Source organism: Streptomyces sp. IMTB 2501 (assembly GCF_001953885.1).
In the GTDB taxonomy this organism is placed as follows: Bacteria; Actinomycetota; Actinomycetes; order Streptomycetales; family Streptomycetaceae; genus Streptomyces.
In genome coordinates this window covers 128,346-151,445 of sequence record NZ_MQUS01000018.1, presented here as the reverse complement: position 1 = coordinate 151,445, position 23,100 = coordinate 128,346, and the positions used below count along the sequence as shown (strand labels likewise).

At 69.0% G+C, this 23,100-nt stretch carries 18 protein-coding genes and 1 pseudogene; 3 read left to right on the top strand and 16 right to left on the bottom strand.

From position 1 onward, the window contains the following. Positions 1-71: 71 nt before the first annotated feature. From AV521_RS28490 to AV521_RS28460, 7 genes are all read right to left on the bottom strand, one after another. On the bottom strand, positions 72-1,949 hold the full coding sequence (locus tag AV521_RS28490) for a beta-galactosidase (protein ID WP_076092095.1): 1,878 nt from the start codon (positions 1,947-1,949) through the stop codon (positions 72-74). After that, positions 1,946-2,983 carry a zinc-binding dehydrogenase gene (locus AV521_RS28485; RefSeq protein ID WP_076092094.1) on the bottom strand — a complete coding sequence of 346 codons (1,038 nt, stop codon included), beginning with the start codon at positions 2,981-2,983 and terminating at the stop codon, positions 1,946-1,948. Before AV521_RS28485 ends, AV521_RS28490 begins: the two co-directional genes overlap by 4 nt. Next, complete coding sequence (locus AV521_RS28480) at positions 2,980-3,933, bottom strand: inositol monophosphatase family protein (protein ID WP_076092092.1); 954 nt, start codon at positions 3,931-3,933, stop codon at positions 2,980-2,982. The genes AV521_RS28485 and AV521_RS28480 overlap by 4 nt, the downstream gene beginning before the upstream one ends. Next, entirely contained in the window at positions 3,930-5,198 is a 1,269-nt protein-coding gene (locus AV521_RS28475; protein WP_076092090.1) for an aspartate aminotransferase family protein, read from the bottom strand. The genes AV521_RS28480 and AV521_RS28475 overlap by 4 nt, the downstream gene beginning before the upstream one ends. A 234-nt stretch (positions 5,199-5,432) precedes the next feature. Then, a complete protein-coding gene (locus AV521_RS28470; RefSeq protein ID WP_076092088.1) occupies positions 5,433-6,044 on the bottom strand; it encodes a GPP34 family phosphoprotein in 612 nt (203 codons plus the stop codon). After that, the gene (locus tag AV521_RS28465; protein ID WP_371917072.1) at positions 6,041-6,625 is read right to left on the bottom strand and encodes an HAD family hydrolase; all 585 of its coding nucleotides are present in this window, start codon (positions 6,623-6,625) and stop codon (positions 6,041-6,043) included. Before AV521_RS28465 ends, AV521_RS28470 begins: the two co-directional genes overlap by 4 nt. Before the next feature lie 17 nt (positions 6,626-6,642). Continuing rightward, positions 6,643-7,875, bottom strand: coding sequence for a sugar MFS transporter (locus tag AV521_RS28460; RefSeq protein ID WP_076092084.1), 1,233 nt, complete (start codon positions 7,873-7,875; stop codon positions 6,643-6,645). Between the two features lie 171 nt (positions 7,876-8,046). Here AV521_RS28460 and AV521_RS28455 point away from each other — a divergent pair, with 171 nt between their 5' ends. Further along, the gene (locus tag AV521_RS28455) at positions 8,047-8,805 is read left to right on the top strand and encodes a DeoR/GlpR family DNA-binding transcription regulator (RefSeq protein ID WP_076092082.1); all 759 of its coding nucleotides are present in this window, start codon (positions 8,047-8,049) and stop codon (positions 8,803-8,805) included. A gap of 216 nt (positions 8,806-9,021) precedes the next feature. Further along, a pseudogene (locus AV521_RS28450) lies at positions 9,022-9,583 on the top strand (transposase family protein); the annotation flags it as partial. Positions 9,584-9,700: 117 nt separating this feature from the next. On the opposite strand, the gene AV521_RS28445 reads toward AV521_RS28450, so the two are convergent. The 7 genes from AV521_RS28445 to hppD all read right to left on the bottom strand — a co-directional run bounded on the left by AV521_RS28445 (position 9,701) and on the right by hppD (position 16,758). Further along, positions 9,701-10,078 (bottom strand): 5-carboxymethyl-2-hydroxymuconate Delta-isomerase, encoded by a 378-nt coding sequence (locus tag AV521_RS28445; protein WP_076092080.1) that lies wholly within the window; start codon positions 10,076-10,078, stop codon positions 9,701-9,703. A gap of 46 nt (positions 10,079-10,124) precedes the next feature. Next, positions 10,125-11,225, bottom strand: a complete 1,101-nt coding sequence (locus AV521_RS28440) for a prephenate dehydrogenase (RefSeq protein ID WP_076092078.1) — start codon at positions 11,223-11,225, stop codon at positions 10,125-10,127. Between the two features lie 104 nt (positions 11,226-11,329). Beyond that, positions 11,330-12,265, bottom strand: coding sequence for a DMT family transporter (locus AV521_RS28435; protein WP_076092076.1), 936 nt, complete (start codon positions 12,263-12,265; stop codon positions 11,330-11,332). Beyond that, positions 12,262-13,581: a PLP-dependent aminotransferase family protein gene (locus tag AV521_RS28430; protein WP_076092074.1), complete on the bottom strand. Its 1,320-nt coding sequence runs from the start codon at positions 13,579-13,581 to the stop codon at positions 12,262-12,264. Before AV521_RS28430 ends, AV521_RS28435 begins: the two co-directional genes overlap by 4 nt. Continuing rightward, the gene (locus AV521_RS28425) at positions 13,578-14,492 is read right to left on the bottom strand and encodes a phytanoyl-CoA dioxygenase family protein (protein WP_076092072.1); all 915 of its coding nucleotides are present in this window, start codon (positions 14,490-14,492) and stop codon (positions 13,578-13,580) included. The genes AV521_RS28430 and AV521_RS28425 overlap by 4 nt, the downstream gene beginning before the upstream one ends. After that, positions 14,489-15,661 carry an alpha-hydroxy acid oxidase gene (locus AV521_RS28420; protein ID WP_079249439.1) on the bottom strand — a complete coding sequence of 391 codons (1,173 nt, stop codon included), beginning with the start codon at positions 15,659-15,661 and terminating at the stop codon, positions 14,489-14,491. Before AV521_RS28420 ends, AV521_RS28425 begins: the two co-directional genes overlap by 4 nt. Next, complete coding sequence (gene hppD, locus AV521_RS28415) at positions 15,658-16,758, bottom strand: 4-hydroxyphenylpyruvate dioxygenase (protein WP_076092070.1); 1,101 nt, start codon at positions 16,756-16,758, stop codon at positions 15,658-15,660. The genes AV521_RS28420 and hppD overlap by 4 nt, the downstream gene beginning before the upstream one ends. Before the next feature lie 929 nt (positions 16,759-17,687). Between hppD and AV521_RS52320 the strand changes: the two genes are divergently transcribed. Further along, positions 17,688-17,966: a DDE-type integrase/transposase/recombinase gene (locus AV521_RS52320; protein WP_079249438.1), complete on the top strand. Its 279-nt coding sequence runs from the start codon at positions 17,688-17,690 to the stop codon at positions 17,964-17,966. A 26-nt stretch (positions 17,967-17,992) separates the two neighbouring features. Here AV521_RS52320 and AV521_RS28405 read toward each other — a convergent pair whose 3' ends face one another. Then, a complete protein-coding gene (locus AV521_RS28405) occupies positions 17,993-19,282 on the bottom strand; it encodes an MATE family efflux transporter (protein ID WP_179023440.1) in 1,290 nt (429 codons plus the stop codon). A gap of 161 nt (positions 19,283-19,443) precedes the next feature. Further along, complete coding sequence (locus tag AV521_RS28400) at positions 19,444-23,091, bottom strand: SDR family NAD(P)-dependent oxidoreductase (protein ID WP_076092064.1); 3,648 nt, start codon at positions 23,089-23,091, stop codon at positions 19,444-19,446. Positions 23,092-23,100 lie beyond the last annotated feature (9 nt).

Below are 23,100 nucleotides of genomic sequence, written 5' to 3'. Positions count from 1 at the left end.
GGGGTGTTCGTCGGTCCGCGGACGGGCGGCGGGAGAGCGAGGTCAGGTTCGCTGTCCCGCCGCCCGCGTTCTCAGGAGGCCGTCACGCGCAAGGCGTCGGCCTGTTCACCGCCCCAGGTCAGGGTGACGGCGGTGGACGCCGTGGGCGTCGCCAGCCAGCCCAGGAGTTTGCCTTCCCGGGAGACGGCCAGCGCCGCGGTCCCCGCGGGCAACTCGACGGCCCAGTCGCCGTCGGCACCGGAGACCCGGTCGTCCGTGCCGGTGGGGTTGAAGGCACCGATGAAGCGGGTGCCGTCGGGGCCCGTCCGGGTGAGGGCGACGGCACGCCGATGGGCGGACGTCCAGCGGCGGACGTCCGTGGCCAGCCCGGCGACGAACTCGGCCACGGCACCGTGCGCGGGAACACCCGCGGCGACGCTGAGTTCGACGGGTGCGGTACTCGCGCCGGGGTGACCCGCGCGCAGCACACCAAGGGCACCGGCGGCGTCCTGGGCGGTGCGGTGCGGGGCCTCGTCGAGCCAGCGCAGGCCGACCAGACGATGGGTGTCCCGCAGCTGCTCGTGAACAGCCTCGGTCAGTTCCTGGAGGACGGTCTTCCCCTCCCGCTGCCACGCGCCCGCCTCCGCCAGGGCACGGTCGACGAGCAGATCCGCGTCGCGGTCGAGCCGGCTTCCCGCCAGGGCGGCGCCGTGCTGGTCGAGGAAGCGGGCGAGCAGCTTGAGACTCTCGGCGGTGGGGTTGTGGTCACCGGCCTCCGTGAGGGGCGCGCCGGGGCAGTACGGCGGCGCGTGGAGGGCGGGGTCGACGCCTTCGGCGCGCAGCCCCTCCGGGTCCATGTCGATCAACTCGCCCCAGGTGCCCGCCGCGCAGGCGGTATAGACGCTGACCGTGGTGGATCCGAGCGTCAGGGCCAGCAGGGCGTTGAACAGGGGCGTGCGCGGACCGGCGAAGGACTCGTCGTCCCAGGTGAAGCCCCAGTTGGCTTCGAGCACATCGGTGTCTCCCAGCAGGATCTCGCCGAGATGCGTGGAGAAGGCCTCCGGGCTCTGCGCCGGGTTGCCCACCCACTCGGTGTGCCCGATCAGGTGCCGGGATCCCTTGAGGGCGCGGTGCCGGGCGGCCCAGGCGTCGATGGTGGCGTCCGGTCCGATGGCGCGGGCCAGGGGCACATTGGCCACCCGGGCGGGGCCGGCCGGGAACAGGTCGGAGATCCAGTCCCACAGCCCGGCGATGGCCTCGCCGGACCAGCGCGACCACAGCAGCCGCAGCGCGCTGGGCCAGTCGGCGAGTTCGTCGCCGGCGCGCGCCGCCTCGTCGGTCAGTCCCCGGGCGGACAGCCAGCGGGCGAACTCCTCGCGGGCCGCCGGGGAGGCGTCCTGGGCGTCGATGGCGATGTGCACGTCACCGGACATGCCCTCGTTGCCCAGCTGGAGCGCGACGACCGGGCCCCGGGGGGCGGCCGTGGGGGACACGACCTCATCGGCCACGGCCCGCAGCCAGGTGGCGACCTCGTCCTTGACGGCCGGGTCGAGGAGGCTGGGCAACGGCTTGGCCTGGGAGGTGAGCAGGTCGCCGGTCAGCCCCCGGTAGGGCGTGCGTCCGGAGTCGCACAGCCGGTCGGGGAGCCCGCCGAGCTGTACTTCCGCGTGGATGAAGGGGCCGGGCTTGACCAGGACGGCCAGGCCCGCCTCGGCGGCGAGGCTGATCAGCCGTACGACGTCGCGCTGCGGGTCGGTCTTGCCGTGGAAGTCGAACGCGCGCTGCTCGCCCTCGCCGGTCTCGTGGAACCGCCAGGGCAGGTAGAACGAGACGACGTCGACGCCGAGGGAGCGCAACTCCCGCAGATTGCCTGCCCAGTTGGCCGGATCGGCCCGGTAGTAGGGGTATTCGCCGATGACGACGGGGCGGTCCGTGCCGGGGATCAGGGCCGCATTCAGCCTGGCACTCACAGAGTGCTCCCGTCCTGGTCCGGTACGAGGACGACCTTGAGCGCGGCGTAGTCGGCGCCCGGCACCGCGGCGAGGGCCTTGAAGGCCTCCGCGTGGTCCTCCAGCGGGAAGCGGTGCGTGATCAGCCGCTCCAGCGGGATCGAGCGAGCCAGCTCGACGGCCTTGGGGAAGATCATGCTGTTGTAGTCGCCGGCGCCGATGATCTGCAGTCCCCGCTGGAGGATCTGCAGCGGACGCACGGTGGCGGTGGCGTTGCTGTTGAAGCCCATGACGACGACCCGTCCTCGCTGGGCGGCGTAACCGAGGCTCTGCTCCAGGAGGTTGCCGACGGAGTCGACGACCAGATGGCCGCGGTGGGTGAGTTCGGCGTCGTCCGGGGCATGGACGGTAATCCGGCCCTCGAACTCGGGGGCGGCGAAGATCTCCCGGTCCAGCGACTGACGGACCGGGTCGGGCTCGACGACCAGGACCCGGGCGCCGTAGCGGGCGGCGGCCATGGCAGTGACGGCGCCCATCGGACCGCCACCGACGATCACCGCGGTCTCGCCGGGCTGCAGCCGGCCGGCCTCGATGTTGTTCAGGGCGCAGGCGAGCGGTTCGACCACGACGGCTCGGTCGAAGCTCATCCCGTCGGGTATCGCGTGGCAGAACAGCTCGGGCAGGCGCATGAACTCGGCGAAGGAGCCGTCGTAGTCCAGCCCCACCTCGGTTCCGGCCTTGTTGCCGCAGAAGTTCCAGTGCCCTTCCAGGCAGGTGACGCAACTGCCGCAGTACAGGGTGGGGTTGATGATGATCCGGTCACCGGGTGCGAAGCGGGTCACACCGGGGCCCGTGGCGTCGACGATGCCGACGGCCTCGTGGCCCATCACCACACCCGGCTCGGCCGGGAACTTGCCGACGAGCACGCTGCGGTCGGTGCCGCATATTCCGCTCTGGACGATGCGGATGACGACGTCGGTGGCTTCGTGAGGTTCCGGCTTGGGCCGGTCGACCAGTTCCAGGGAACGGTCCCCGGTCAGCGTGAGCGCCTTCATGCGTCCCCCTTGACGGCCGACGCGGTGTCACGGCCCAGTTGCCATCGGATGGAGTCGATCAGTTGCTTGTGCAGTTCGGGCGTCGCCGCGGCGATGCACGACTTCTGGTTCAGCGGCCCGAGGTCGACCAGCGAGGTCGAGCCCAGGTCGTCGCCGTAGGCGTCGGTGATCACGACACCGGCCTGCCGGGCGAGGTAGACCGCGGCGGCGATGTCGTACGGGAACAGGTGCAGGATCGATCCGCGTCCGACGCGCAGGAACTCGGCCTCGGTCTCGGGGTGGTCACGCAGGATCCGGTTGCCGATGTCGACGTAGGCGTCGAGCTGTCCGGTGATGATGCGGGAGATGGAGAAGCTGGCGCTGTTGAAGACGAACACGCCGCCCGTGTTGGCCGACTGGTCCACGAGATGGGAGTAGGCCGCGTCCATCAGGTGCATGGGGTGGCCGTTGAACTCGATGGACCAGAACATCTTCGCCAGGTCGGTGGTCCGGCTGAGCCGCGGTACGGCGGTGGGGTGACCGCCGCTGGAGAGGCCCTCGGTGTCGTCACCGTAGATCCAGGCGCCGCTCTTGATCTCCAGCAGGAAGGCGGCCGTGACGTCGGCGAGGGTCGGCTTGCCGTCGCCGTAGGGGGCGGCAGCGATGGAGACCACGCCCATCTCAAGGCCGGCCGAGGTGGGGCGGGTGCCGTCGATGGGGTCGACGACAAGCAGATACTGCGGGTCGGGGGCGAGTTCGACGAAGGCGCCGTCCTCGGTGTAGACGGCGACGGGCACCTCGGCGTGGGCACGCAGGTAGTCCAGGACGGCCTTCTCGGCCACCTCGTCGACGTCGAACTGGGCGTCGCCGCCAGGGGAATCGCCGTGCACCTGGCGGGCCAGGCCCTGTCGGCCGTAGGTCAGCAGCTCGGCGCGGACGTGTTCGCCGAGGCCCTTGAGCAGCTTCTTCACTGGGCCAGCTCCGACATGAAGAGGTTCTCCAACTTGTCGCAGATCTCCTCCGCCTGAGCCATGGTCAGGATCAGCGGAGGACGGATCTTGAGGACGTTTCCGTAGCCGTAGCGCGAGGTGCGCAGGATGAGCCCGTGCTCCATCGCCGCGCTCGCCAGGTGGTTGGTGAGCTTGACCGCGGGCTTGCCGTCGGGCTCGCACATCTCGAAGCCGATCATCAGGCCGACGCCGCGGACGTCGCCGATGGCCGGATAGCGCAGCTGCATGTCGCGCAGCCGCTCAAGAATATAGTCACCGGTGTTCCTGACATTCGCCAAGAATTCCGGCTGCCGCACGATGTCGAGGGTGACGTTCGCGGCCGCGGCGGCCAGGAGATTCGACCCGTAGGTGAACGAGTGGTGATGCGCGGGAAGTCCGGAAAGGCGCTCGTTGGTGAGAATGGCGGCGACCTGCGCGCCGGAACCACCGAGGCCCTTCGCCGTGGTGATGGCGTCCGGCTCCACATCGAAATGCTGGGCCGCGAACATGTGACCGGTACGGCCGATGCCCGTCTGGATCTCGTCGAAGATGAGGGCGATGTCGTGTTCGTCACAGAAGGCCCGCAGCTTCTGCATATAGCCGTCCGGCGGCATGATGTTCCCGCCGTTTCCGGAAATCGGCTCGATCAGTACAGCCGCGACCCGGCCGCTGCTCGCGTACTCAATGAAGTCGTCGATGCGGTCGACGCACATGAGGCCGCAGGTTTCCTTGTTCTGCCCGTAGAAGCAGCGGAAGCAGTACGGGTCGGGAACCTGCAGGCTGCCCGGGTAGAGCAGCGGGAACGGCTCGCGCCGGAACGCATTTCCTGACATCGATGCCATCATCATCGTCTGTCCCACGTGACTGCGGAACAACGTGATGACCTCGGACTTCCCGGTGGCGTGCTGCGCCATCTTGATGGCGCCCTCGTTGGCCGAGGACCCGCCGGAGACCTTGGGATGGACCCGGGTGAGATTGGCCGGCGAGGTCTCCACTAGCCGCTGCACCAGTCCGTTGATCGGATCGCTCTGGTACGAGGAGGTGAGATGGACAACCTTGTCGAGCTGGCCCTTCATCGCCGCTATCACGGCGGGGTGCGAGTAACCGAGACTGAGGTTGAACGTCGCCGACGCACAGTCCAGGTATCGGTTTCCGTCAGAGTCGTACAGATAGACGCCTTCACCCCGGTCCATCTTTTGTGCGCTGACGGGATAATAGAGGTGATCGGTAACTGTCTTGGCATCCATTATTTCCCCCTGAGACAGACTTGGAGCACACGCCCGCTCAAATTCCGTATGGTTGAAGAGTTGTGTGGATTAAATCCGGCCACTGAACACGTCCGCGTCAATGCGGATTACGGCGCAGAGGAGACGGGCGGAGTGGAATTGCGGTGTGCTCGGAACTCACTCAACACCCCCGCAACAACAAGATCACATCGAATGCCTCGCTGGCAAGGGCGGGCGGAAATCCGCAAGCGATTGCTATCCGGGGAAGGCCAGAGCAGCGGCAGAAGTCTCGATCGAGTGCCGCACCGCGGCCGAGGCACTGCCCAGTGCCCGGCCGGCATGCGGCACGCCGCGTTCCAACAGCGCGAGCGCCTGTGCCGCGTGGCGCGCCCGGTCCGCGGGCAGGGCCGTCGGCCACACCAGGTGTCCCTGGCGGGCGGCGACCAGCAGCACGGCGGCCGCCAGGGCAGAGGCGTCCGAGACGTCGGCCCGTTCGGCGGCGCGACGCACTCGCGCCCTCGCCTCGCTCACACACGTACCGAGCGTGCCGAGCACGGCGGCTCCGGCACATTCCTCCTCGACGCGCCTCAGCGCGCCGGAGCCGAGCGTCTCCACCCATTCCCAGGGCGGCAGCGGCCGGCCGGCCGCGCGGACGCAGCGAAGCACCTCGTCCTGGACCACATCATCCGTCGTGCCGACGCCGCACGGCACAACACGGTCGTCCGTCAGCTCCAACCGCCGGGCGAGCGCGAGTTCGTACAGCGCCGCCCCGGCGATCGCGCGTCCGGCTTCGATCCGGGACGGCCACGGCCAGGCTCCTCCTTCTCCCGCGCCGCACAGCGCCAGGAGAAGAGGTGTCGGCGTCACCCCGTGATCCCCTCCCCCAGCGCCGCGGCGAGGGTGCCGACACCCGTGAAGACATGGCCGCGCATGCCGACCTCGCAGGCCGCGAGAACGTTGTCGGAACGGTCGTCCACGAAGAGGATCTCCTCGGCGGGCAGCGCCAGTTCACGCCTGCACCACTCGTAGGCGGCCGGTTCCGGTTTGGCGCTGCCGATCCGGCAGGACAGTCCGACCACGCTGAAGTGGCCGAGCCACTTCTGGGTGGCCTCGTAGTGGACGGCGAGCTCCTCCGGGATGTTGGAGAGAAGTCCGAGCCGCACGCCCCGGCAGGCCAGCTCGGCCAGGAAGTCCACGCTCTCCTGGTCGATCTCGCTCCAGCTGGCCAGGTCTGCTGCGATCAGGTCGTCGACCTGCCCGCCGGTGAACGGCGTGCCGAGCCGTTCGCTCACGTTCTTCCAGTAGGCGGGACCCATGACGTCACCGCGGTCGTACGGGGGGCGCAGCCCCCAGTAGGCGTCCCAGAAACGCTCTCCGCTCACGCCGGCTGTTTGTTCAATCACAGTTTGCGATGCCGGCGACTGGACACGGGCCAGGACGCCGAACATGTCGAACAGGACGGCCTTCATGTCTGCACCTCCGAAGTTCTGGTGGTCCCGGCGGAGCCGGGGTTCGTTGCGGTCAGCCCGTCGGGATCGGGGGCGTTGCTGCGCAGCCAGAAGCTGAGCAGCAGGCAGACTCCGGCCAGGGCGAACAGGACGACCGGGAGCGCCTTGACGTCCAGAGCGTCGATGACGACACCGAGCAGCGGGGGGAAGGCGACACCGCCGATCATCGACGCGGCCATCACATAGGCGCCGGCCGCGGCGACGCTGGGCACCGCCCGGTTCAGCCAGGGCAGACAGGTGGGGAAGATCGGCGCGATGGCGAGGCCCACCCCGAAGTAGGCGTAGGGCGCCGCCGAGGGAAGCGTCGCGAGCAGCAGGAATCCCGCCATGCCCGCGCAGCACACGGTGAGGATCGCGGGCGCCGAGAAGCGCAGGCAGAGCGGGACCACGACGAAGCGGCCGATGGTCATGGCGGCCCAGTACGCCGACGTGGCGGTGGCCGCGGTCGCGGCGGCGAAGCCCACGGTCTCCAGATGGGTGGGCTCCCATCCACCGACTCCGGTCTCGATGGCCACGTGCAGCACGTAGACGCCGATGAACGCGGCGATGATCGGCGCGACGCGCGCACCCGTACCGGACGTGGCCTCGGCGACGGGCTCGGGTTCCCGGGAGGCCACGCCGCCGAGTGTGAACAGGATGAGTACGCAGACGACGGCGACGCCGAGGAAGATGCCCGGGTAGTGCCCGGCGCCGAGCCACCCCACCAGGGCGGGCCCCGCGATCGCGCCCACGCCGAAGTGCCCGTTGAGCAGGTTGAGCATCGCGGTGCTGCGGCGGCCGAAGGCGACGGCGAACAACTGGTTGAGGCCGTAGTCGACACCGCCGAAGCCGAGGCCGATGACGAAGGTGCCGACCAGGGCCAGGGGCCAGTCGGGCGCGGTGGCGAAGACCACTGCTCCCAGTGCCATGAGCAGGTAGGAGGCGCCGAGCAGGATCCGGTGGCCCAGTCGTTCGCGCAGCAGGTGGTAGCCGAGCACGCCGACCACCGCCGCGCCGAAGTGTCCGCTCAGGCTGAGCCCGGCGACGGCGGGGCTGATACCGAAGTCCTTGCGCAGCGCGGGGATCGCGGGCCCGTACAGGGCCTGGAGGGCTCCGATCACCACGAATGCCACACAGGAGGCGACGATCGCCACGGTCGTGAGCAGTGGTTGCGCGGCCCGGGACGGATCGGCTCTTTGGGCTGTGGACATCGAACTCCTCAAGGGACGACTGGTGAACGCACATCCGACCCACCAGAAAAGTACAGTTCACATGAGATCAACATGCCGACTCTCTCACATCTCACGTCCATTCGAACAGTCTGAATGCTCGCCAATCGCCATCCCGCGTGGTTGGCCGATACCATCGCTGACGTGAACGTGATGGAGAGACACAACTTCGTGATCGAGCTGCTCATGCGCGAGAACCGCGCGACCGTCGCCGACCTCGCCCGCGCGACAGGGACCTCGGAGATGACTATCCGCCGGGATCTGGAGCTTCTGGAGTCCCGCGGTGCCCTGCGCAGAGTGCGCGGCGGCGCGGTGAGCAACCTGCCGGGCGGGGTCGAGCCGCCGTATGCCATCCGCGCGATGTCAGGCGCGGAGACGAAGGAGCGGCTCGCGCGCACGGTGCTGTCCCTGCTGACGGACGGGGAAACGATCGCCCTGGACACCGGCACCACCCTCGTGGCCGTCGCGAAGGCCATGGAGGACCGGCAGTTCACGGTCACTCCTCTGTCACTGCACGCGGCCTTCGCCCTCTCCGCATACCCCGGCATCCAGCTGCTGCTGCCCGGTGGCCAGGTCCGTTCGGGGGAGCTCTCCTTCTACGGCGACACGCCCGCCGTGACGTTCAAGGACCTGTGCTTCGACACCCTTGTACTGGGCTGTTGCGGGGTGGACCCGGCCCGTGGGGCCACCGCTTACAACCTCGACGACGTCCGCGTGAAGCGTGCGGCTCTCGAAGCGGCCCAGCGGGTCATCCTGGTGGCCACGGCTGACAAGCTCGGCCGCACGGCGCTCGGCCGGATCTGCCCGCTGGAGGAAATCACACTGGTCGTCACGGATGCGGCGCCGGACAACCCGGTGGTCGAGGCGATGCAGGCACGTGGGGTCCAGGTCATCCATCCCACGGAGGACTGAACCGCGGGGCGGGAAGCCCCCGCGGTCCCTCCCCTCCTGCAATCACCCGGGATCCCGCGCTACGCGGCCAGAGCCCGCAGCTCCTCGGCGCTGAGCCACTGAGCGTTTTCGGCACGGCCACCGATCGGATGATGCCGACGAGGTGCGCAACGCACGAGGCTCCCGTGCCGTTGGGGGAGGTGTTCGAAGTCTCAACCCACAGGCACAGGGGCCGCGTTGGTTCCGTATTCTGCCGCCCTCGACCTGCCTTACGCCCTGGTCGAGTGGGTCACTATCCCCATCGCCACCCGCGAGGGTGACCGACGGCGCAAACTCCCACCGCACCAGCGTCCCCTGGTTGCTCTGACGTACCCGCGCAGGCACGACACGCTCGCTCAGATTCGCCGTCGGCTTCGGTGTCTCGGTGGGCACCGCCCATGCCTGCACCACCGCGGTGATCAGCCTGCTCGCCGAGCGTGCACCGGGCCTGCTCAAGGTGCTGCGCGAAACTGATCCCCACTACGTTCTGCTCGATGGCACCCTCGCGGAGTGCGACCGCCTGGGCGACGGCCGGGACGACCACTCCGCCAAATACCGCCGACATGGCGTGAACGTGCAGCTGGTGACCGATCCTTGTGGCCGGCTGCTGTGGATCTCCCCCGCGCTGCCCGGCCGCGCGCACGACCTGAGCACGGGCCGCACCCACCGGATCATCCGGATCTGCGAACGCCAAGGCATCCCGGTCCTCGCCGACTGCGCCTGCATAGGAGCAGGCCCATGGGTAACGACGCCCCTCAGAAGCTCATGGCGTTCCGTCATGTCTCCGTTGATGGTCGGGAATCGCTCGCTGACCTGTTCCGCCTTCGCTCTGCTCAGCCGGGGGAGCCGCGGGGGCACTCGGTGAGCCCGGTGATCCTCAGCTCTGTTCCCTCGCCGGCGTCACGTGATTGGTGTATGCCGCGTCGAGGTCACGGACCTCGACGGAGGCATGCACGGTCACGTCCGTCGCCGCTGCCGTGTGGCTGCGCAACAGGTCGATGACCGCCCGGCCCAGTTCGGACTTGGTCTCCGTGGTACGGCCCGGCAGGATCGCGAAGTCCACATGGACCAGGGCCCGTTGGGGTTCGTCGTGCGCGATGACCGCCTCATCGACGCAGCGGAAGCGGGTCTTGCAGCTTTCGACGGTGATGCCCTCGACCGTCCGCGCGGCCAGCGCGTGCAGTTCGCGTGCGAAGCGGCGGCGGTCGAGGTACTCCAGCAGGGTGGCGTCGTGATCGACGACGATGTGGGGCATTTCCGGTTCTCCTTCAGGGGTGGGTGCAGGGGTTACGGAGCGGACGTCAGTGGACTGTCCAGCCCTGGTCTCTGAGCGCTTCGGTGAGCGGGCGGGCCAAGTCCGGTGCCACCATCAGGCCGACCGAGCCGTCCGCGACCGGCGCGTCCCGGGCGTCCCGGGCGTCCGGGAGGACCATGCCCTCCAGATCCAGCCGCGCGTCGTCCACATCGCCGAGCAGTCGCTCCAGCGGCCGGTTCCGGTCACCGACGGCGACCGAGACCATCGTGTGCGGACGGGCCGCCGCACCGCCGTACGGGGGCACGATGCGGGCCCGGCCGTCCATGCCGCAGCGCAGCACCCCGGTCAGCTCCGCCAGGGCCTCGCCCTGCGACTCCGGATCGTCCGCGGCCAGCCGGCTGAGCGCGTTCCCGACGGTCGCCAGATCCGCGCTGAGCGCGGCAAGCAGCGGGCCGAGGGCGGCAGCGTTGGCGGCGAGGATGTCCGCCCACAGCCCGGCATCGCCGGACGCGACCCGGGTCACCTCCCGCACCCCGCGGCCGGCCAGCCTTACCGCGTACTCCTCGCCCTCCAGCAGCCGGGCGGCAGTGAGCGTCGCCATCAGATGGGGGAGGTGGGAGACCAGCGCCACGGCCCGGTCATGGGCTGCCGGGTCCAGCAGCACTGGCACCGCGCCGCACAGGGCGACCAGTTCCAGGGCCCGATTGAGCGCGGACTCGCTGGTCTCCGGGGCGGGGGTGAGCACCCAGTGGTGGTCCTGGAAGAGCCCGGCGCGCGCCGCGAGCGGTCCGGAGCGCTCCCTGCCGGCCAGCGGGTGCCCGCCCACCAGGGTCGTGGTGTCGCACCCGAGGGCCAGACACTCGGTGTGCGGCAACGTCTTGACGCTCGCCACGTCCGTGTAGACCCGGGCCAGTTCGGCGTTCTGGTGATCGGCGAGGGTTCGGGCGGTGTGGGACGGGGGGACGGCGATGACCGCGATGTCCACCGGCTCGGGGGGTGGGTCGGGCGTACCGGCGCCCTGTGCCACGGCGATCCGTACGCTGTCAGGATCGCGGTCGATCAGGTGGGTTCGCACTCCCCGCCTGGTCAGTGCCAGGGCGATGGAGGTTCCGATGAGACCGGTGCCGACGACTGCAGCGGTTTGCAAGGTGACGCTCCTCGGCCGTGACGGTGTGGGCGGCGAATGGGGGTATCCGTCCCGGGTCCGGCCGGGGGCGGCAAGCGGGTCTGGGACGGTCGTTCGGACGGGCGTCAGCGGTCGGCGGTGGCGGGGGTGGTCGGTTCCGCTGGGGCGGGACGGCCGGTCAGGCGGCGGAGCAGCGCCGGGTTGATCAGCATCACGGCGTTGCCGATGAGGATCAGCGCCACGCCCGCCAAGTCCCGGGCCGTCCAGGTGAACTTCTCGAACATCGTGGAGAGCAGCAGCGCCACGATCGGGAAGAGCACCATGGCATACGCGGCGCGCTCCCCGCCTATCCTGCCGAGCAGAGTGAGGTACGCGCCGAAGCCCACCACCGAACCGAAGACCGCGAGGTAGAGCAGCGAGCCGGTGTACTGGAGGCTGAGCTGGAACAGCGCGCCGTGCCCGGAGAACGCGGCGAACGGGGCCATCAGCAGCGCTCCGTACGCCATGGCGTACCCCGTGCCCTGCACCACCGGGATGCCCGCCGCCTGGGTCTTGCCGGAGACCACATTGCCCAGACAGAACACCAGGGTGCCGATGGCCGACAGCACGATGCCCTGGCCTGACCCGGACGAGAAGCCGAAGTTCTGGAACTCCGGCCAGAACACTGTGCTGATCCCCAGCAGCCCGACTGCCCCGCCGACCAGCATCTTCGTGGTGATCGATCGCCGGAAGAAGACCCGGCCGAAGACCATGTTCACCGGCAGCGACATCGCGAAGGTGATCGAGACCAGTCCGGTGGTCAGATGCTGTTCGGCGAAGTAGAAGCAGACGAAGTTGGTGGAAAACATCAGCCCGCCCATGAGGACGAACTGACCGTGCACCCGCAGCGGGTAGCGCAGCGGCAGCCCGCGCAGCCGCGCCCACGCCAGCAGGATCACGGCGGCCAGCGCGAACCGGTACGCGATCGACGCCGTGGGGTGGACGTCCCCCAGTTGGCCCTTGATGGCCAGCCAGGTGGAGCCCCAGATCAGCACCGTCACAACGTACAGAACGGCGTTCATGCGCACCTTCGTTCCAGCAGCCCGACCAGTCGGCGGGCGCCCTCGGCGACCTGTTCCGAAGTCAGATAGCTCAGGGAGAGACGGATTTGGTGACGGCCGCCGTCGCCGTCGGGATAGAAGTAGCTCATCGGTGTCCAGATCACTCCGTGCTCGCGGGCGGACTCTTCCAGCAGTGCGTTGTCCGCCGGTACCGGGAGCGTCAGGGTGAGGAAGAAGCCGCCCGCAGGCGTATTCCAGCTGATTCCGGCCGCCTCGCGCCGGGCGCGCGGAAGCAGCCGGTCGAGACTGCCGAGCAGGACCTTCAGGTTCTCCTCGTAGAAGTCCGCGGCCGGCTTGTTCGCCTCCCGCAGCTGGAAGCCATGGGCGAGCAGCATGCCGCCGATGACCGCCTGGCTGAGCGCCGGGGTGTTCACCGTCACCATGCCCTTGATCTTGGACAATTCGTCCGCGAGGAGGGTACGGCTGCCGTCCGCGGCTTGAACCTGCTGGTCGGCGACCACATAGCCGACCCGGGCGCCGGGGAAGCAGGTCTTGGCGAACGACCCGAGGTAGATCACCCGCTGCCGGTCGTCCAGCGCCTTGAGCGTGGGCAGGCCGCTGCCGGCGCGGGTGAAGAACCCGTAGGGGTTGTCCTCCAGGAGGAGCAGACCCTCCTCCTCCGCCAGTTGGAGCAGCCGGCGGCGCGCGGGGACTGGCAGGCAGGTGCCGGTCGGGTTGGAGAAGTCCGGCACCACGTAGAACGCTCGCGGCCGCTTCCCGGCGGCGCGCAGCGCGGCGACCGTCTGCCGCAGGACATCCGGATCGCACCCCTGCTCGCCCTCGGGAACGTGGACCGTTTCGATGTCCAGCAGCCGGGCCGCCCCCGTGATGCCGACGTAGCACGGCGAGGAGACCAGCAGCACGTCCGACGGGTCGGCGAACAGCGCGCGGAGGACCAGGAACATCCCCTCCTGGCAGCCCACGGTGACCACCAGGGACGCCGGATCGGCCGTGATGCCCTCGTCGTTGAGCAGGGCGCGGGCCACCAGTTCATGTATCTGCCCGTTGGTGCGCCCGTACTGGAACAGCAGGGTGCGGACCTCGTCGGGTGAGCGGCCCAACTCCTCGGTGAGGTAGCGCTGGTACGCGTCGAGGTAGTCGCCGATCTGCTCGACCTCGAAGTTGCCTTCGTACGGGCGGCCCGGGCCGAAGGAGATCGCCTCGGGGTGGCGGGAGGTGACCTCGTTGAGGAAGTTCATCACCTCCATCAGCGGATCACCGAGCGAGCCGTGCAGGCCTTGCGTCGACAGCACGGTGGTGGGGGGAACCGGACTCACCGGGCGTCCTCCCACAGGACGGGGCAGAAGTCCTCGTCGGTGTAGTCGGGGTTGCCGTTGGCGTCCTTCCGGACCAGGACGTCGTTGTTGTAGACCACCAGCTCACCAGTGGACAGCTCGTAGGGCCGCCACTGGTTGGTGCGGTCCTGAAGGTGGAAGGAGATGGCGCGGCGGGGCCGGTCACTGACGTTGTAGCCGCTGCCGTGGTAAGTGCGGCAGTGGTGGAAGCTGATGTGCCCCTTGGGGATGTTCACCGGCACCTTGCGCACCTCCGCGTTGTTGAACGCGGCGTTCTGCGCGAGCGTCTCCTCCAGATCCGACCGGTCGCGGTCGGCGAAGTGGCGGCTGGTGGAGTCGTCGCCGCCGGTCTCCTTCCAGCGGTGGCTGCCGTCGATCATCGTGATCGTGCCCATCTCCTCGTCACAGTCGTGGAAGGGGATGAAGGCGGTGAGCATCTCATCGGAGGAGCAGGTCTGCCAGTAGTGGCGGTCGAAGTGCCAGGGCACGATGTTGCGTTCGTCGTCCGCGCGCGGCGGCTTGTGGATGAGGGTGCTGTTCCACAGGCGTATCTGGCTCGTCTCCGCTATCCGCGCCGCGACCGCCGTGATGACCGGCTTGGACAGGATGCCGCGGATGGTGTCGTCCTCGTAGAAGATGTAGTCGTTGTGCCGGTGCACATCGCCCTTCTCCGGCTCCCAGTACGCCAGCCGGGGCGGCTGCTTGGGCAGGGTGCGGTCCCGATGGCCGGCGTAGAAGCGGTCGGCCGCGGAGTCCAGCAGGTCGACCTCCTCGTCGGTGAGCAGCTTCTTCGACAGATACCAGCCATGCTCCTGGTAGAACTGCACCTCTTCGTCCGAGGGCAACAGCTCCTGCTCGGCGGCGGTCAGTGTGAAGCGGGCGTCCTTCGTCATGCCAGTTCCCTGTCGTCGGTGGTGCGGGGGTATGGAGGATCTGCGGAAGGGCGGAGCAGGTCCGGCGTGATGGTGTCGAGGCGGGGCCGGCCGGTCAGCGCCATCGCCTCCTCCAGCTCCGCCCGGAGGGTGGACAGGACCGCCTCGACCCCGGCCTCGCCGTCAACGGCGAGACCCCAGAGGACGGGGCGGCCGATCAGCACAGCGCGGGCTCCGAGCGCCAGTGCCTTGAGCACGTCAGTACCGCGGCGGACGCCTCCGTCGACGAGCACCTCGCACCGGCCCTGGACGGCCGCCACCACTTCCGGCAGCGCCTCCAACGCCGGTACCGCGCCGTCGAGCTGGCGGCCGCCGTGGGTGGAGACGATCAGCCCCGCCACCCCGAGCCCGGCTGCCCGCCGGGCGTCTTCCGCGGTCAGGACGCCCTTCAGCACCAGCGGCAGGCCGGTCAGGGAGCGCACCCAGGCCAGGTCCTCCCAGGTGAACGCGGCATCGTGGTGCTGGGCGGCGTGCGCAGCGAGCGTGGAGCTGCCGGAGCGGCCCTGGTGCAGGCCGGTCTGCTGGCCGTCATCGAGGTTCGCCGGTCGCACGTGCGGCGTCAGGCCGAAGCCGTTGCGCAGATCGCGCTCCCGGCGAGCCATCCGTGGGGTGTCGACGGTGATCACCAGGGCCCGGTAGCCGGCGGCCTCGGCCCGGCGGATGAGGGACTCGGTGATCTCCCTGCGGCGCATCACATACAGCTGCAGCCAGAGTGGTCCGGTCGCGGCCCGGGCGGTCTCCTCCAGCGTCTTGCTGGCGAAGGTGCTGGCGATGGTGAGTGCGCCGACCCTTCCGGCGGCGCGGACGGTGGCGGTCTCGCCGTCCGCGTGGACCAGCCGGTGGTAGGCCATCGGTGCGATCCCCACGGGGAACTCCACGGGCCGGCCGAGCAGGGTGGTGCCCAGCTCGCAGTGCGACACATCGACCAGGGCCCGGGGGCGCAGCCGGTAGCGGCCGTACGCCGCACGCTCCTCGCGCAGCGTCACCTCGTCACCGCTGCCGCCCGCGATGTAGTCCCACACCGGCTGCTCCAGCCGGGCGCGGGCCGCCGCCTCGTAGTCCCGCGGGGACAGCAGGACACCAGGCCGCTCGTCGGGCGGTGCGGCCTGCCGGGTCGCCGGCGCGGTCACCCCTCGGCCCTCGCCGCGGCGCCCGCCACGACCGCATTCTCGGCGCGTTCGCGCTCGACGGCCTCATAGAGGGCCCTGATGTTGCCGCTGCCGAAGGTACGGGCCTCAAGCCGCTGGATCAGCTCGAAGAACACCGTCCGGCGGGCGTAGGGGGACCGGGTGAACACCTGCACCAGCTGGCCCCATTCGTCCCGGTCGGCCAGCAGGCCCAGGTCCTGCAGCACCGCCGGGTCGATGCCCACCTCGATCCCGCGCTGGGCCAGCGTGGCGTAGTAGCCGACCGGTGTGGAGAGTAACTCCACACCGCAGCTGCGGAGTTCGCGGGCCGCCGTCACGATGTCGTCGGTGCCGTAGGCGACATGCTGCACACCGGGGCCGTCGAACCCGTCCAGGAAGTCGTTGAGCTGTCCCCGGTCGCCGACGGGGTCGGGTTCCACCATGGTGAAGGTGATGCCCCGAGTCTCGTCCTGGACGACCTTCGAGGCCATCGCCTGGCCGCCGACGACGATGTACTCGTCGTAGGTGTGCTTCAGCCCCAGGGTCCGCCGGTAGAAGTCGACCATGGCGTCCAGCGAGCCGGGGCGCAGGCAGAAGGCCAGATGATCGATGGATCGCAGCAGTTCGGGGCCCGGCGCCCGTCCGTCAGTGACGGAGAGGTACCGCTGGGGGAGGAACGGCCCTGACGGTTCGTCACGTTGCACGAAGGTGTGCACCAGATCGTTGGCCGCGGCGATGGTGGCCCGGACGACCCGGCCGCTTGCGTCCTCGAACGTCTCGGGCTCGGCGACCGGAACGGCCCCCGCGGCCACCGCCCGCGCGAAGTCGCCGACGGCGTCGGTGGACCGCACGGCCACATCGCGCACGCCGTCGCCGTGCTTGCGTACGAAGTGCGATGCGGCATGGTCGGCGTGCAGGGCGGAGGTCAGCACCAGGCGGACTCCGCCGTGCGCCAGGACGAGCGAGCGGGCGCCCGCCAGTCCAGTGAGCGGCCCCGCCTCGGCCACCACCCGGAATCCGTAGGTGCCGCAGTAGTAGTGGGAGGCCTGGTTGACGTCACCGACATAGAACTCGACATGGTCGATGGAGTGGGCGGTCACACTGATCCAATCTCTCGTCCGGGAACGTGCGCAGGCACACCAAACCGCCCTCACGGGCAGAGCGCGGCGGGGGAGCCGCATGACTGGCGCTCCTTCGATCCCCTCGCCGCTGCCATGGGCGACGTACCGGATCGCCAAGTATTTTTACGAACGGCGTTCGATAATACCGAACTTGGGAAGCAAAACCCAGCCACCCCAGCCGCGTCAAGACCTTCCGGTGCAGCGGTCCCACGGATTACGGTTCCAGAGATGCGGGCGGGCTTTCGCCTCACCGCCCGGACGGCCGCCTCCCACCCGGATCTCCTGCGGATCCTGCGCCGCCCAGCATCGCCCACAACAACTCCGGCCGCGGCATTGCCCCGTGCGCCGGCCGCGACCCGGAACGCGGGATCGCCTCCGGTCGCTTCGACCCGTCGGTCCGACCGTCACCCTGTCCGCGATGGGCGGGACCCTGATGTCCCCTGGTGGAGCTGAGTGAAGTTCACCGTACGCATGCGCCGCCCCGATACTGCGCGCCCCTCGACGCGCCGTTCGACAATGCCGAACATGGTTCTCCTTCGGGGATGAAACCAGCCAGAGCGTCGAAACCGCCGTACGGGCGCTGTCAAGTTGTCTGCGGGGGCGCGAGATGATTCGGTGCTGGTCATCGCGGGAGGGGTTCGCGGTGGAGGCTGAGGCGGCGCCGTCGTACAAGGGGTACCGGTTCCCGGCAGAGGTGATCGGTCACGCTGTGTGGCTGTACCACCGCTTTCCGCTCTCCTACAGGAGATCGAGGAACTCCTCCTCGACCGCGGCATCACCGTGACGTACGAGTCGATCCGCGCCTGGTGCGCGACGTTCGGCCCCGCCTATGCCAAGTCCCTGCGCGACTGGCAGCCCCGGCCCGGCGAAAATGGCTCGACGAGGTGTTCATCAAGGTCAACGGGAAGATGCGGTACCTCGGGCACGCGGTCGGCCAGGCCGACACCGTCCTGGACATCCTGGTCCAGAACAAGCGCGACACCCGTGCCACGAAGCGGTTCTTCCGCAAGCTCCTCAAGGGCCTCAAGTACGTGCCACGCGTGATCGTTACCGACAAGCTCCGCTCCGATCCACCGGTTCCGCGTCTGGAAGACCGTCACCGGGGCGCCCACGCACGCCTGACCGCAGGGCCCGACAGGGCACCCGAGCACCATCCGCATGCCCCAACTTGCCAACCCCATCCGTAACTTGACAAGGTCCCTCAACTTCAAGCTTAGACGGAGTTGGTCTGGAGGGGTATGAACCGCCGGGCGTCCTGGATGTACCGGCGCACGGCGAACGCGGTGTAGGCCAGGCCGACGAACCAGCCGATCGGAACGGCCCAGATGATGCCGTCCAGGCCCAGCTGCCCCTTCAGCACGGACGCGGTGGGGATGCGGACGACCAGGAACGACAGCATCGTGCACACCAGCGGGAAGACAGTGCGACCGATGCCGTTGAGGAATCCGTGGACGACCGCCATCGCCGAGTACAGGAGGAAGAAGGGGTACGTCATGAGGATGTAGGTCCCGACAATCGCGTGGGCCGACTGGTCGGTGGTGAAGGCGGCGGCGATGTCGTGCCGTACGAGAATCACCGCCGCGCACTCGGCGAGGGTCACCCACCAGCACAGGCGCAGCGCATCGAGGAGGGTCCGGCGTGCCCGCTCGGCCTCCCCGGCACCCGTGTACTGGGCGACGAACACCGTCACTGCTCCGGACAGGTCCAGATAGAAGCGGCCGGCCAAGGTCTCCAGCCGGGAGGCGATGCTGAACGCGGCGATCGCGGCCGTCCCGAAGGGCGCGATCAGCGACGTCAGGACCATGGTGCCGAGCGAGAGCATGATGTGCTGGATGCCGACGGGAAAGCCCAGCCGCAGGGACGAGCCGGCCTGCCGAGCCAGTTCGGGAAGGGTGCTGCGGTAGCGGTGGATCCCGTGCCGACGGGCCACGAGCACCAGGCCGGCGACGAAGGCGACGGAACTGGCCGTCACCGTGCCCAGGGCCGCGCCGCGCACTCCCAGTCCCAGCAGGGCCACGAAACTCCAGGCCAGGGCGATGTTGAGGAGACTGCTGAAGACCATCATGTACATGACCGTGCGCGAGTCGCCCAGCCCCCGCAGGAACCCGCCCAGCGCGCCGATGCCGAACACACCGACGAACCCGAGGGACAGGGTGTGCAGATACGTCGTGCTGCCGAGGGCCACGGCGCCGTGAATCCCCATCACGTGCAGGAAGACACCCGTGGCGCTGAAGACCAGCGTGATGCACAACGCGGCCCACACGACGGCGAACGCCGCAAGGCCGATGACCGCCTCCTGCTGACGCTCGGCACGGCCGGATCCCGTCATGCGTGCGAACCGTATGGCGAAACCACTCACCAGACCGAGGAAGACGGCGTTGACCAGGTAGAAGATCGGCTGAGCAGCGCCCACGGCGGCCAGCCCGTCGACGCCAACGTAGTGGCCGACGATGATGCTGTCGGCCAGCAGATAGGACTGCTGTACATAGTTGGCGACCGACATCGGGAGACTGAATCCCAGTAGCGATCTCAGCTCGGATCTGTGCTTGCCTTCGCTCTGCGGTCGGCGTTTCAGTACGTCTTTGGTCATGTGACCCCACCACGTGCGTGTCCATGGGCCGGACCGGGCTCTTCCGAGCCCCGTCCGGCCGGTTCGGTGCCCCACTACACGGGGCTTTCCTCCGAGGCTTCGTCCCGCATCAGCTCCACCGCGTCCGCCACGGCGGAGACCGTGCGCTCCATCAGCAGGTCGGCGGCGTCGAACTCGATCTGCAGGCACGTGGCGATGTTGGACGCGACGGTGGTGGCCATGAGGGAGTCGCCGCCGATGTTGAAGAAGTCGTCCTCGACGTCCAGCGTCGGGTAGCCGAGGGCGTCGGCGAAGCAGCGGGCGACGGTGATCTCCGCGTCGCGGTAGACACCGCCCTCACGCCCGGTCAGTTCCACGGAGACCGCGTCTATCTGCTTGCGCTTCTGTTCCGAGGAGATGCGCAGACGGTCCCTCAGATCGCTCTCGGCCTGCTTCATCTTCGTGTTCACGGTGTCGCCGAGCGCCATGTCGAACGACTTGAAGATGTGCACCAGGTTACCGTCGTAGTTCACCTCCCCGGCGAACGCACGACGCCGACGGGACCGCAGCATCTTGTCGACGATGCCCAAGCCGGTGTTCGTGTATACGGCCTTGAAGGTCGTATCGAGCTTACTCCCGTAGTCCACGGCCATGCCGATTTCTCGCCAGGCGACCCAGTCGACGGCGACGACGTGGCAGCCGTCGGTCCTGCCCATACGAGCGAGGGTGTCCAGGTAGTAGTTGCCGGCGGCGTAGTCGCCCTGCCCGGAGGAGGGGAAGACGACGGCGACCGACGAGAAGTGCAGGATGAAGTCGGGACTCACGCCCGTGGTCGCGCTGTTGAGGACGTACGCGCCGTAGATCTTCGGCCGGACCACATCGGCGAAGTCCTTCGGATCACGCAGAGAGATCAGGTTCCGTCCCGGGATGCCGGCCGCGTGGACGATGCCGTCGATCCGGCCGAACCTGCGCTGCACATCCTCGACCACTTCCCTGAGCGCGTCCGGGTCCCCGGCGTCGGCCGCGTAAACACGGACACGCGCGCCCATGCCCTCGATCTCGGTCAGCGCACGGGCCACTCGGGCCGGCTTCCCGTCGGGGTGCGTGGCGATCAGCCGCTCCCAGTCCGCCCGGTCCGGGGCGCCCGACCTACTGACCAGCACGAGGTCGATGTCGGGCTGGAGGGTCGCGAACATCTCGCTGACGGCCAGTCCGATGCCGCCGGTGCCGCCGGTGACGAGGTAGGTGCCGCCGGCCTTGAGGTAGTCCTGCTCCGTGCCGGTGCCGACATCGGGGAGTTCCTCGAAGACCTCGTGGTAGGAGCGCCCGTCCCGAAGAAGGTGCAGGCCCGGTTCCGGCCGGACGATCTCGCGCCACAGCAGGTCGGGCGTGACGTGTTCGTCCAGGTCCTGGACGCGGGTCTTGAGGTAGGGGAACTCGCGCCCGATCACCTTGGCGAGGCCCGCCAGTGCGGAGTTCTCCGGGGCGCCGACGGACGCACCGTCCACCAGCGCGCAGGCATTGCGGGTGAGGGCCACGATCCGTCCCCGCACTCCGGCGTTCATCAGAGCCTTGCTCAGCAGGAACAGGCTGTAGAGGTTCTTGGTGACCCGGCGGTCCAGGGTCTGGATGTCGGATGCCTCGGTGTCCTCCAGGGCGAGGGCGTGGATGATGTGGGTGTATCGGCCTTCGAGGACGTGGGCGGCGAGGTCCTGGAGGCTCTCCTCCGTGACGGAGAAGGTACCCGAGGCCACGTCGGCGCCCTCTGCTACGAGCCGCAGGACGTGCAGTTCTCCGGACGGGATCGTGCCCAGCACGGCCTCGGCGTCGGTCGCCGGGTCGACGAGGGCCAACGCCCGCACCCCTCCGGGCCAGTCGGCCGCAAGGGGCTCTTCGCGGAAGACGATGTCGTGGGTGACGGGGTTGTCCTGCACGGCGGCGACGGGGCCGGCCGGGGTGCGCTCCGCCCAGGTGTCGGGGAACGGCGACCAGCAACGGCTCTCGTCGAAGGCGTAGGACGGGAGCTTGACGATGCGGCCGGTCGCGGTGCCCTCGTGCTCGCTCCACTCGACGTCCTCGCCGCGGACGTAACGGGCGAGTGGTGAGTCGTCGGGCTGCGCCGGGCCCGGCCAGTCTTCCAGGTTCGAGTACACCGTGGGCAGCTCGTCGCTGCGGCCCTCGGCCAACGCCGTGAGCGCGGTGCCTAGTTCTGCGATGCCGGACACCGGCAGGGCGAGGCGGTAGCGGTGGGCGGAGCGGGAGACGCGCGTGGTGTGGCAGACGTCCCGCAGGCTCAGCCGCTCGGCGGCGGGCCCGGCGAGGTAGCGGGCATATGCCTCGACGAGCAGCCGCAGTGACCGTTCGCTCTGCGCACTGAGTGTGAAGATCTGCGGGCCGGCCGTGGTCTGCGGCGTGCTCGCCCCGGGCGTCGCCGGGGCCGCGCCGAGGACGACGTGGCAGTTGGTCCCGCCGATGCCGAACGCGCTGACGCCGCAGTGCCGTTTTCCTTCGGCCGGGTCCCACGGTTCGGCGGCGGTGGGTATGTAGATCGGCCCGTCGGTGAAGTCGATCTTTGGGTTGGGCTTCTCGAAGTTGGCCATGGGCGGCACCGTCTTGTGCTGCATGGTCAGCGCGGCTTTGATCACTCCGATCACCCCGGAGCCCTCGAAGAGGTGGCCCACGTTGGCCTTGGCCGTGCCGACGGCGCAGAACTGCTTGTCGTCGGTGTGGTGGGCGAACGCCCGCCGAAGCCCCTCGAATTCGATGGGGTCGCCGATGCGCGTCGCCGTACCGTGCACCTCCACGTAGTCCACGGTGCGCGGGTCGATACCAGCGTCGGCCCAGGCGTCGAGCAGCAGTTGGGTCTGCGACGCCTCATCAGGCGCAGTAATCATCTCCGAGTGGCCGTCGTGGTTGACGGCGCTGCCCTTGATCGTGGCGTAGACTTGGTCGCCGCGTTCGAGGGCCGCGTCGAGCCGGCTCAGCACGATCGCGCCGGATCCCTCGCCGAAGCCGGTGCCGTCGGCGCGCTCGTCGAACGGCCGGGTCAGACCGTCGGAGGACTCGATGCCGAGGTTGCGGTCGGCGCTCTTGAGGGGGGCGAGGATAATACGGGCACCGGCGACGACGGCCAGGTCGCAGTCGCCTGCCAGCAGGGCGTTCTTGGCCTGGTGCAGGGCGACCAGGGTGGCCGAGCAGGCCGAGTTGACGACCATGCTCGGCCCGTGCAGGTCCAGCTGGTACGAGATCCGGTTGGCCAGCATCGTGCCCATGTTCCCGGTCAGGCTGAGCGGGGTCAGGGACGGGTCGGCCCGGGTCAGGAAGTCGCCGTATGTCTGCCCCGGGTTGACGTTGTAGCCGACGAAGACGGCGGTGTTGCGGTCCTTGATGCGGGGGCCGGTGTAGCCCGCGTCCTCCAGAGAGAGATACGCGTTCTTCATGAGCATCCGCTGGACCGGGTCGGCCATCGCACCCTGCCGGGGCGTCATGCCGAAGAAGCCGTAGTCGAATTCCGCAATGTCGTCGAGGAAGTATCCGTCGTGGAATTCGATAGAGGTGTCGATGGGCGGCTTCACGGCGGTGCTGCGCGCGTACCGCACATAGTCGATGATGTCCTTGCTCCGGGCTTCCGGGAAGGGTTTGCTCACGCTGCGGCCGGCGACGATCAGATCCCAGAACTCGTCGGTGTTCTTCACCTGGGGAAGCTCGACCGACATACCGATGATGGCGATATCGCGTGTCATTCCTGCTCC